General features: G+C 63.3%; 11 protein-coding genes. 4 read left to right on the forward strand and 7 right to left on the reverse strand.

Annotated elements, in window-relative coordinates:
- Positions 1–1283, reverse strand: a 1283-nt coding sequence (locus tag VJR68_RS20985) for a DEAD/DEAH box helicase (protein ID WP_324150795.1), incomplete at its 3' end; no start/stop codon positions are given.
- 231 nt (positions 1284–1514) lie between these two features.
- Here VJR68_RS20985 and VJR68_RS20990 point away from each other — a divergent pair.
- Positions 1515–2090: a GNAT family N-acetyltransferase gene (locus VJR68_RS20990; protein ID WP_324150796.1), complete on the forward strand. Its 576-nt coding sequence runs from the start codon at positions 1515–1517 to the stop codon at positions 2088–2090.
- 387 nt (positions 2091–2477) lie between these two features.
- Here VJR68_RS20990 and VJR68_RS20995 read toward each other — a convergent pair whose 3' ends face one another.
- On the reverse strand, positions 2478–3800 hold the full coding sequence (locus VJR68_RS20995) for a DEAD/DEAH box helicase (protein WP_324150798.1): 1323 nt from the start codon (positions 3798–3800) through the stop codon (positions 2478–2480).
- A gap of 167 nt (positions 3801–3967) precedes the next feature.
- Between VJR68_RS20995 and VJR68_RS21000 the strand changes: the two genes are divergently transcribed.
- Both VJR68_RS21000 and VJR68_RS21005 read left to right on the forward strand, forming a co-directional pair.
- On the forward strand, positions 3968–5188 hold the full coding sequence (locus tag VJR68_RS21000) for an MFS transporter (RefSeq protein ID WP_324150799.1): 1221 nt from the start codon (positions 3968–3970) through the stop codon (positions 5186–5188).
- A 37-nt stretch (positions 5189–5225) separates the two neighbouring features.
- A complete protein-coding gene (locus VJR68_RS21005) occupies positions 5226–5711 on the forward strand; it encodes a peptidylprolyl isomerase (protein WP_324150800.1) in 486 nt (161 codons plus the stop codon).
- Positions 5712–5783: 72 nt separating this feature from the next.
- Here VJR68_RS21005 and VJR68_RS21010 read toward each other — a convergent pair whose 3' ends face one another.
- The 5 genes from VJR68_RS21010 to VJR68_RS21030 form a co-directional block, all read right to left on the reverse strand.
- Positions 5784–6215: an organic hydroperoxide resistance protein gene (locus VJR68_RS21010; protein WP_324150802.1), complete on the reverse strand. Its 432-nt coding sequence runs from the start codon at positions 6213–6215 to the stop codon at positions 5784–5786.
- Between the two features lie 17 nt (positions 6216–6232).
- Entirely contained in the window at positions 6233–6694 is a 462-nt protein-coding gene (locus VJR68_RS21015) for a MarR family transcriptional regulator (protein ID WP_324150804.1), read from the reverse strand.
- Between the two features lie 169 nt (positions 6695–6863).
- Complete coding sequence (locus VJR68_RS21020; protein ID WP_324150805.1) at positions 6864–7433, reverse strand: C40 family peptidase; 570 nt, start codon at positions 7431–7433, stop codon at positions 6864–6866.
- Positions 7434–7497: 64 nt separating this feature from the next.
- Entirely contained in the window at positions 7498–7995 is a 498-nt protein-coding gene (locus VJR68_RS21025) for an energy transducer TonB (RefSeq protein ID WP_324150807.1), read from the reverse strand.
- Positions 7996–8168: 173 nt separating this feature from the next.
- Positions 8169–9524, reverse strand: coding sequence for a hypothetical protein (locus tag VJR68_RS21030; RefSeq protein WP_324150808.1), 1356 nt, complete (start codon positions 9522–9524; stop codon positions 8169–8171).
- An 86-nt stretch (positions 9525–9610) separates the two neighbouring features.
- Here VJR68_RS21030 and VJR68_RS21035 point away from each other — a divergent pair.
- Positions 9611–10416, forward strand: an 806-nt coding sequence (locus VJR68_RS21035; RefSeq protein WP_324150809.1) for an NAD(P)/FAD-dependent oxidoreductase, incomplete at its 3' end; no start/stop codon positions are given.

Raw genomic sequence — 10416 nt, forward strand, 5'->3', positions numbered from 1 at the left:
ATTTCGATCGCCGGGATGTTGTGCTCCTGCTCGAACTGCTCGATCAGTTGCTGGAATTGTTCCAGTCCGCCCATGGCCAGCGTATCGCTGATGTTCTGCTTGAAGCGCGAGATGCGGCGATCGTTGACGGCTTCCACCGTCGGCAGCTTCATTTCCTCGATCGGCTGGCGCGTGGCGCGCTCGATCGCGCGCAGCATGCCTTTTTCGCGCGGCGTGACGAACAGAATTGCTTCGCCGCTGCGGCCGGCACGACCGGTGCGGCCGATGCGGTGCACATAGCTTTCGGTGTCGTACGGAATGTCGTAGTTCAATACGTGGCTGATGCGTTCCACGTCCAGGCCGCGCGCGGCGACGTCGGTGGCCACGAGAATGTCGAGCTTGCCTTCTTTCAGTTGCTGGATCACGCGCTCGCGCTGCGGTTGCGCGATATCGCCGTTGATGGCGGCGGCGGCCAGACCGCGCGCCTGCAATTTTTCGGCGAGTTCCTCGGTGGCCTGCTTGGTGCGCGCGAAGATAATCATCGCGTCGAACGGTTCGGCTTCCAGGATGCGCGTCATCGCATCCAGCTTGTGCATGCCGCTCACCCACCAGTAGCGCTGGCGGATGTTGGCGGCAGTGGTGGTGGCCGCCTTGATGGTGACTTCCACCGGATTCTTCAGATGCTGTTGCGCGATCTTGCGGATCGGCGGCGGCATGGTGGCGGAGAACAGTGCAACCTGGCGCTCCGGCGGCGTGGCTTGCAGCACTTTCTCGACGTCGTCGATAAAGCCCATGCGCAGCATTTCATCTGCTTCGTCGAGCACGATGAAGCGCAGCTCGGACAGATCGAGCGTGCCTTTTTCAAGGTGATCGATCACACGTCCGGGCGTGCCTACCACGACATGTACGCCGCGCCGCAACGCATGCAATTGAGGGCCGTAGCTTTGTCCGCCGTAGATCGGCAACACCTGGAAACCCGGCATGTGCGCGGCATAGCGCTGGAACGCTTCGGCTACCTGGATGGCCAGTTCACGCGTCGGGGCCAGCACCAATGCCTGCGGCTTGCCCGGGCGCATTTCGATGCGCGAGAGAATCGGCAGTGCGAAGGCAGCCGTCTTGCCGGTACCGGTCTGCGCCTGGCCGAGCACGTCGCGGCCTTCGAGCAGCGGCGGGATGGTTGCGGCCTGGATCGGCGACGGCGCTTCGTATCCCACGTCGGCCAGTGCGCGCAGCACTTCCGGCGTGAGGGCAAGCGCAGAGAAACCAGCGGTGGCCGGAGCAGAGTCGGAAGACGGGGACGACATGGGGGAAACCTCGAGGTGGCACGCGCGGGGCATGCAGGAGAAAGGCCACTATTGTAACAGCCCATGGCGGACATACTCTTGATCGATTGTGTAGTTACCAGGAGCCGTGATGAAGAATCGCCTGAAAGATCGCATGGACTTGGTTAGGGGAGTGTCCTCGGGGATCGCCGGGGCGGCCGGGCCAGGTATGAAGCCGTGGGCGCGGGTCGCAGGCGTGAAGGAAACCGCGGCGTGGCAGGCGTGTTGAACACCATGGCCGCACTGCCGCTGCTGGAAACGCCGCGAGCGCGCATCCGCGTTGCCGAGATCACGGATGCGAGCAAGCTGCTGCGTTATCGCGTGGAAAACCGTGAACATCTCGCGCCGTGGGAGCCGCTGCACGAGACGGCGTTCTACACGCTGGAACACTGCATCCAGTCGATCGGATTGAGCCGGCAGAATGCGGCGCAGGATCGTGGCTACCCCTTGCTGGTGTTCGACCGCCACGAGCATGCGATTCTCGGCAGCTGCAGTTTCTCCAATATCGTGCGCGGCGCATTTCAGGCCTGCCATCTCGGTTATGGCGTGGCCGCGCGCATGCAGGGCCAGGGCTTGATGCGCGAGGTACTGGAGGCGGCCTTTGCCTGGGCGTTCGGCGAATTGAGGCTGCACCGCATCATGGCCAACTACCTGCCGCGCAATGAGCGCAGCGGGAGGTTGCTGGCCTCGCTTGGGTTTGAGAAAGAAGGGTATGCGAAGCGGTATCTGCAGATTGCAGGGGTGTGGGAGGACCACGTGCTGACGGCGTTGATTGCGCCGGATGGGTGATAGCCGCATTCGGTGGCGCGCTAAAGCACAAGCAACCCCACCTCAGCTCCAATGCTCCGGACTTAGGCTCCTTCAGTCGCCGCATAACCCAAACCCGTCATTCCAGCGAAAGCTGGTACGCGGGGAGAGCACATGGATGTGCTCGGCTTTGAGGAGCGAGGAATCCAGCGACTTTTCGGGCTGAAAGGCACTGGATGATTCGCTTCGCTCATCCCTTCGGGGCCGTCCATTCGGACGCTCTCCGCGCTTCGCGCTACGTCCAGCTTTCGCTGGAATGACGAGCAAGGGTTTCCGGCGATTGAAAAACCTTAAGCTCGGAGCATTAGCCCTTAGCCTCCCCTTACTGCCGCAGGGGAGGGAGCTGATCGCGAAAGGAAGGGGGCAGCGTTACGCTTTCGCCGCCGGCCTGCGCCCACGCGACCGCTGGCGCTTGCGATTTCCCATCGCATGCTCGCCAGCCGCATTGCCTTGCTGTGCATGCCCATGCGGACGATGCCCATTGCCACCTTGCCGCGGCGGGCGCTGCTGACGCTGTCCTTGCTTGGGACGCGGTGCATGCGCATCCAGCCGCAGCGGCGTGGAGAGTTCAAAGCCAGGCACTTCGCTGATCGCAATGTCCTGGTTCAACAGTTTGCGGATATCGCGCAGCAGGCCGGATTCTTCGTGGCAAACCAGCGACAGCGCAATGCCACTGGCGCCGGCGCGGCCGGTGCGGCCGATGCGGTGCACGTAGTCTTCCGCCACCATCGGCAAGTCGTAGTTGATCACGATGGGCAACTGGTCGATATCGATGCCGCGTGCGGCGATATCCGTCGCCACCAACACGGTGATGCGGCCGTTCTTGAAATCGGCCAGTGCTTTCGTGCGATTGTTCTGGCTCTTGTTGCCGTGAATGGCCGCGGCGCGCAAACCAGATTGCTCCAGGTAGCGCACCAGCTTGTCGGCGCCATGCTTGGTGCGGCTGAACACCAGTGTCTGGCGGCGGCTGTCCTGGCTGAGTACGTGCAGCAGCAGATCGCGCTTGCGCGTGCCATCGACCGGATGCACCTGATGGCTCACGGTGGTGGCCACGCTGTTGGCGGGCGTCACCGACACTTCGTGCGGCGACTGCATGAACTGCATCGCCAGCGCCTTGATCTCCGGCGCGAAGGTGGCGGAGAACAGCAGCGTCTGACGCTGCTTCGGCAGCGCGCCGATGATCCGCTTGAGCGACGGCAGAAAGCCCATGTCGAGCATGCGGTCGGCTTCGTCCAGCACCAGCACTTCCACGCCGGAGAGATCGATCGTGCGCTGTTGCATGTGATCCACCAGCCGGCCCGGCGTGGCGATGACGATATCGGTACCGCGACGCAGCGCCTGTACCTGCGGGCCCATGCTCACGCCGCCGAAGATCACCGCGCTGCTGACGCGCAGGTGCTTGCCATAAGCGCGCACGTTGTCGTTGATCTGCGCGGCGAGTTCGCGCGTGGGCGTCAGCACCAGTGCACGTGGACGCTTCTTGCTGGCAGGTTCGGTCGTGGACAAATGCTGCAGCAAGGGCAGCGAGAAGGCGGCGGTCTTGCCGGTGCCGGTCTGTGCGGCGGCCAGCAGGTCGTGGCCTTCCAGCACCACCGGAATGGCGCCGGCCTGGATCGGGGTGGGTTCGGCGTAGCCTTGTTCGGCAAGCGCGCGCAGTAACGCAGGGGCAAGGCCCAGCGATTCGAAAGACATGATTAGCTCCTGTTGCAACCCGGAGCCTTCGTCTAGAACCGCGTTGCCGTATATGGGATGTGGGAGGAATGCGACGCTGGAAAGCGGGCGATTTCGAATGCGCATTATACATGAAGGCCGCTGCGGCATCGTGGTAGCCTCGCGCAGCCGTCTATCGGGAGTGTTGCATGTCCGTCCTGTCTGCCCTTCGCGAGTTGAATCACGAGCAGCGGCATACCGTGCTGGCGAGCTTTCTGGGCTGGACGCTGGACGCGTTCGACTATTTTCTCTTCACCTTCGTGATCGTCGGTATCGCGAACGAATTTCACGTGGATCGCACCGAGGTGACGCTGGGCGTGTTCCTGACCCTGGCGGCGCGTCCCGTCGGCGCTTTGCTATTTGGACGCCTGGCGGATCGCTTCGGCCGCCGGCCGGTGTTGATGGTCGACGTATTGCTGTTTTCGGTGTTCGAACTGGCGACGGCGTTTTCCACGTCGATGACGATGTTGCTGGCGTTGCGCTTCTTGTTCGGCGTGGCGATGGGTGGCGAGTGGGGCATCGGCGCGTCGCTGGCGATGGAGTCGATCCCGGCGAAGTCGCGCGGCCTGGTGTCGGGCTTGCTGCAGAGTGGCTATCCGTGCGGGTTTTTCCTCGGCGCATTGGCGAACTGGTTGTTGATCGATCACATCGGTTGGCGTGGCCTGTTTGTCGTCGGCACCGTTCCAGCGTTGCTGGTGCTCTATATCCGGCGCAAAGTGCCCGAATCGCCGGCGTGGGAAGCGAGCCAGGCGGTGCACGGCCAGCGCAGTCTCGCTGAGGCAATGCGTGGCCATTGGAAGCTGGCGATTTATTTGATGTGCCTGATGGCGGCATTCAACATGTTCAGCCATGGCTCGCAGGACATGTATCACACGTTCGAAGAAGTGAATCTGCATTTGCCGACCGGATCGAGCGCGGCGTTTCTGTTGGTGGCCCTGCTCAATCTCGGCGCGTTGGTGGGCGGCATCTTCTTCGGCGGATGGTCGGAAAAAGTGGGGCGGCGCCGCGCCATGATCGTGTCCGCCTTGCTGGCCATTCCGGTGATTCCGTTGTGGACCTACGGCGGTTCCCTGTTGCTGCTGGGCTTGGGTGCGTTCCTGATCCAGGTGATGGTGCAGGGCGCCTGGGGCGTGGTGCCAACGCATCTGAACGAGCTGTCGCCCGATGCCGTGCGCGGCACCCTGCCGGGCTTTGCCTATCAGATGGGCAACCTGATCGCCGCCGGCACCGCCACCGCGCAATCCTGGCTGGCGGCGCAAGGGGCGGGGCTGCCGCTGGTGATGTCGCTGTGGATTGCGGCGGTGGCCGTGCTGCTGGCGCTGCTGCTATGGCTGGGGCCGGAGGCGCGCGGCGTAAAGTTCGGTAGCTGATAGAATCGTCGTCTTTGGTTCACCTAAGAGACAAGCAATGAAGGCTGGCAAGGACAAGGTCATCGCGTTCCACTACACGCTTACCGTGGACGGCGAGAAGGTTGAAAGCTCGCACGACGGCGGCGAGCCGTTGTGGATTTTGCTGGGCCACGGCCAGCTGATCCCGGGCCTGGAAAAGGCGTTGGAAGAGCATGGCGCCGGCGACACGCTGCAGGTGGAAATTCCGCCCGCCGACGGTTACGGCGAGCGCCAGGAAGGCCAGATCCAGCGCGTGCCGAAGAAGTACTTCCAGCAGGGCAACCGCCTGAAGCCGGGCATGGTGACGGTGCTGTCGCTCAAGCAGGGCGGCCAGCGCGCGGTGACGGTGCACAAGGTAGGCATGAGCACCATCGACGTGGATATGAATCATCCGATGGCCGGCAAGACGCTGAACTTCGACGTTGCGATTCAGGAAGTGCGCGAGGCGACCGAGGAAGAGATTCAGCACGGGCATGCGCATCCGCCGGGTGCCGAGGCGCATTGAGCGACGCCATCATTGGGTTATGCAAAACAACGGCGCCTTTCGGCGCCGTTGTTGTATTCACGGCACAACCATTCAAACCAGGCTGATCTGCACATCCACATTGCCGCGCGTCGCATGCGAATACGGGCAGATATCACGATGCGCAATGTCGACCAGTTCCTGCGCCACGGCGCGATCGATGCCCGGCAGGCTCACTTCCAGCTTCACCTGGATGGCGAAACCGGTGGGTTCGCGCGGACCGATGCCGACGTGGCCGGTCACCGATGCTTCCTTCAGCGCGACCTTCTTTTCGCGTGCGACGTAACGCACGGCACCTTCAAAGCAAGCGGAATAACCGGCGGCGAACAGCTGTTCCGGGTTGCTGCCGTGGCCGCCCGGGCCGCCGAGTTCCTTCGGCACTTTCAGATCGAAATCCAGCACGCCGTCGCTGCTGTGGATATGGCCTTCGCGACCGCCCTTGGCGGTAGCGGTAGCGGTGTAGAGAACTTTGGTCGGGTTGCTCATGGCGTTTACTCTCCGGGTCAATGTGAGGTGGGGTCGGTGGGGGAGGCGAGTTGCGTCGCCAGCTTTTTCAACTCATCGCGCAGATGCGTGAATGCATCCACGGACATGCAAAGTTTTTCGGCCAGGCAGCGCGGCACCTCGGCCGCGCGCTCGCGCAGCTTGCTGCCGGTTTCGGTCAGGCTGATTTCCACTTCGCGCTCGTCGCTTTGACGGCGGCGACGGCCGACCAGACCGGCTTGCTGCAGCCGCTTCAACAGCGGGGTGAGCGTGCCGGAATCCAGTTGCAGCCGCTCGCCCAGCTCGCTCACGGTGAGTCCGTCCCGTTCCCACAGCACCAGCATCACCAGGTATTGCGGATAGGTGAGCTCCAATGCGTCGAGCAAGGGACGGTAGGCCGCCGTCATGCGACGCGATGCGGCATACAGCGCGAAGCACAGCTGTTCGTCCAGGAGCAGGGAGGGGGTGAGGGATTTCTTCATGGAGCGAAATTTAGCATCAAATTTAATTGTGCACAATATAATTTTCGTGAAGGCAGAAAAAACGTGAACCTTGTAGGTCGGCGATGAGGCGTAGTCGAAGCCCCGACGCCGGAATGCCCATGGCGAGGTCGGGGTTCGGCTGCGCCTCACCGCCAACCTGTGGCGCCCGTCAGTCGAGCAAACGCTTCCCGTACTCGAAGTGATCGCGCCAATACGGCCCATCGATATCGTCGAGCCGTACCGTGCCGCCGCTATTGGGCGCATGCACGAAGCGGCCTTTGCCGACGTAGACGCCAACATGGCTGATGCCGCCGCTGCTACCGAAAAACACCAGGTCGCCGCTTACCAGGTCGTCCATCCGCTTGATCTTCGCGCCGCTCACCGAGGCCATGTCGCGCGAGCTGTGCGGAAGATCGATATTGGCGGCATTGCGATAGATGTATTCCACCAGGCCGCTGCAATCAAAGCCGCCGGTGGGTGTGTTGCCGCCCCAGCGATAGGGCGTGCCGACCAGTGCCATGGCACGGAACAGCACGTCGTTGGCGGTGCCGACGGCATTTTCCGGTGCGCGTGCCGGTTCGTTGGCAAGGGCGGAGGCCGAGGGCTTGAAGGTGGCTTCACGCCGCGGGGAGCTGGCGCAGGCGGCGAGCAGCAGCAAGGCGCCCACCAGCGCGCCCAGGCGCAGGGCGCGGGCGAGCGCTCGGTGTTTGTCCTTATCCCCTGTGATGGCCAAATCCATCTGCAAACCTCGGCGTTGGTGCTGCGCCGAGGTTATAGCAAATCAAAGAGTTGCGGGGAAGTTCTCAGGAATTGGGGGAGCTTGGCTGGCCGGGAGGCGGAGGTATCGGCGCACCCGGCGGCGGTGGCACCTCGCCGCGCGGGCCGGGCGGATGCGGCGGCAGCAGAGCAAGGCTGAAAAGCACCGGCACCTTGATCCATGCGTCGGCTGCCTTGCTGTTTTCCTGCTTCGGCGGGTAATGCCAGGTGATGGCGGCGTCGCTGGCGGCCTTGGTCAACTCGGGTGAAGCCTTGTTGTCCGCGTCGGCTTCGACTTTGTGCGCGGAACCGTCGGTGCCCACCAGCACCTTGAGCAGCACCACGCCTTGTTCGTGGTTCTTGCTGGCGCATGCGCATGGCGGTGCGAAAGCGGGACCGTGATGCATGTCCGGGCCGCCATCGCCGTCCACGGGCGCTGCATCCGGTGGCGTCTGCGCCAACACTGCCGTGCTGGCGAAGAGCGTCATCAGCATCAGCCAGCCGAGCCGGCGGGGTGGGGCCTTAAAGGAATAACGGCCAATCATGATGAGGTTCCTCAGGTGGGTTGGCTCGATGAGCCGGGGATCAATGACGCTCGCACACGCCGCTGCGGGCACGAGCACGTCGCGCTGCGATGCATCGCGATAGGTGTTGCGGTGGTCTCCGGTAAAAAGCTAGCCGTGTGCGCCAAAGAGCAACAAGAGCAGCAGAGGGCCAATCACTTTGACGGCACGTCGACGTCTTGCTGCTGCAGGGTTTTGCCGGTGATATCCCAGGCGCGCAGCCGGTAATGGCCGGGGTAGAGATAAAGCGTGTTATGCGAGTGGGTGTTGCGCAGGAAGGTGTAGCGATCGGCCGGCGTGGCGTTGTCGGGCTCGCCGGGGTAATCGGCTTCGACCACGCAGGGAATTTGGCCGGCGCACAGCTCTGCACTAACCGGGTAAGGCAGACGCCTGCCACCCAGCGTCAGCCATGATGGCCGATGGTCGGGATCGAACGGTGGACGCGGCAGGATGACTTCGCGGCGCAATACGTCGCTCTTCATGATGCCGTTGACGTCCAGATCGCTGTCGAACGCGGGCGGCAGTATCACCGTGACATCGTGCTGCTTGGCATCGGAACTCCAGATCGTATCGCTGCCGCGCTGGCGCAGGACGTACGGCACCGGGAACGTGAAGTGGCTGGCGATGGTGTTGTAGAAGCCGAAATCGAGACCGCCGATGGCGACATCGCGAAATTGGCTTTGATCCACGCTGAGCGGGTCGTAGTCGGTGAGGCGTTTCAGTTGCATCGCCATCGGTTCGATATTGCCGCCCAGATTGCCTGCGGCTTTGTCGATGTGCGAGTAGCCGGCGTGCACGAACAGCTTGGCCTGAGGATCCTTGGCGAATACTTTTTCGTAGAGCGTCCGGGCCTGCTCCGTATCGCGATCGGCCAGCGATGCATCTTCCGGATCGTAGGCAACGATGGTGTAGCCAAGCCGGATCGCCTGGCGCACGACCTCGCCATACAGCGGTTCGAGCAGGTACTCGCTGCCGGACGTTTCCGTGACATACCCGCGGCGCATCAGGTCGGCGTCCTTGGCGCTCAGTGCCTCCACGGCAAAGTACTGGAAGCCTAGTGCACGCAAGCGTGGCAGAAGGGCCAGCGTCAGTTCGCGGGTATGGGCATCGTGATGCGCTTCGTTGATCAGCACGATGCGCCGATGGGCGGCGAGTTCGGCCACGGCATCTGCAGCGTCGACGGCCTGCCACTGGTCCGACTGGGGCAGCAGTGTGGAGCGAGGCGGCGAGATGCGGTTGTCGAACGGGAAGGTCATCATGGCCTGGTTATAGAGGCCCAGTTCGCTGTCCACGGTGGCCAGCAGTTGCTGCGCGAGGGTTTTGTCGTCCCCGCTCAGCAAGGGCATCACCGAGGTCAAGTACTCATGGCGCGCCAAGCCATTCGGGGCACTGCCGAACCGGCTCAGCAATTGTCCGGCGGAAGGCGCGGACGGCTGCCCGTGCGCGCTGATCGAGGCCACCAGCACGGTCGTGCAAAGCAGGCACATCACGGTCGTCAGACGCATCGGCATGGGGATGATGTCGTGGTCGCGATACCAGCCTGCGCCCGCGACCCAGTGCCGCGCAAGTACCAATTTGGCTTGGCTACAATGGTCGGATGAATGCTTCCCGTAGTGACGTAGTGATCCTTGGTGGCGGTGTCATCGGCCTGGCTTCGGCGTTGCACTTGCTCAAAGGCGGTGCCCGGGTGCGCGTGTTGGAACAGGGCACGCCCGGCTGCGGCGCCTCGCATGGCAACTGCGGCACGCTTACCCCCAGCCACGCGGCGCCGTTGACCATGCCAGGCACGCTGGGCGTGGCCTTGCGCTCGGTGCTTCGCGCCGATGCGCCGCTCTATCTCAATCCTCGTCTGGATGGCCCGCGTCTGCGCTGGTTGATGGGCTTTGCGCGGCGTTGCACGTGGCGGGATTTTGAGCATGCGGCGAAAGCGCGGGGTGCGATTCTGCAACGCTCGTGCCGGCTCATTGCCGAGCTGGTCAGCACGGAAAAGCTGGATTGCGAGTTCGTGGAAGAAGGACTGCTATACGTCTATCGCCGTACCGAACAGATGGCTGACGACGAGCATCACCATGCCCAACTGCTCGATCGCCTGGGCATTCCGGTGCAGCGGCTGCGCGGCGATGAGGTGGAAGCGATGGAGCCGGCGCTCAAGCCGGGCGTGCTGGGCGGCTTGTTTCATCCTGGTGATGCGCGCCTGCGGCCGGATCGCTATGCCGCCGAACTGGCCCGGCTGGTGCGCGAGCATGGCGGCATGATCGAGACCGGCGCGAAGGTCGAGCGAATCGCTACCAACGATCGAAGCATTACCAGCGTGGCGACGACGCTCGGTGATTTCACGGCCGATCGCGTGGTGCTCGCGCTGGGCGCCTGGTCGCCATTGCTCGGCAAGCAGCTTGGCTTGCG

The sequence above is a fragment of the Dyella sp. genome (assembly GCF_035277725.1).
Taxonomy (GTDB): Bacteria; Pseudomonadota; Gammaproteobacteria; order Xanthomonadales; family Rhodanobacteraceae; genus Dyella_B.

Bases quoted from the DNA above. Each gene is read 5' to 3' on its own strand.
- VJR68_RS21000 (WP_324150799.1), top strand. From the start codon at position 3,968: ATGTCCGTCCTGTCTGCCCTTCGCGAGTTGAATCACGAGCAGCGGCAT.
- VJR68_RS20995 (WP_324150798.1), bottom strand. From the start codon at position 3,800: ATGTCTTTCGAATCGCTGGGCCTTGCCCCTGCGTTACTGCGCGCGCTT.
- VJR68_RS21015 (WP_324150804.1), bottom strand. From the start codon at position 6,694: ATGAAGAAATCCCTCACCCCCTCCCTGCTCCTGGACGAACAGCTGTGC.
- VJR68_RS21020 (WP_324150805.1), bottom strand. From the start codon at position 7,433: ATGGATTTGGCCATCACAGGGGATAAGGACAAACACCGAGCGCTCGCC.
- VJR68_RS21005 (WP_324150800.1), top strand. From the start codon at position 5,226: ATGAAGGCTGGCAAGGACAAGGTCATCGCGTTCCACTACACGCTTACC.
- VJR68_RS21010 (WP_324150802.1), bottom strand. From the start codon at position 6,215: ATGAGCAACCCGACCAAAGTTCTCTACACCGCTACCGCTACCGCCAAG.
- VJR68_RS21025 (WP_324150807.1), bottom strand. From the start codon at position 7,995: ATGATTGGCCGTTATTCCTTTAAGGCCCCACCCCGCCGGCTCGGCTGG.
- VJR68_RS21030 (WP_324150808.1), bottom strand. From the start codon at position 9,524: ATGCCGATGCGTCTGACGACCGTGATGTGCCTGCTTTGCACGACCGTG.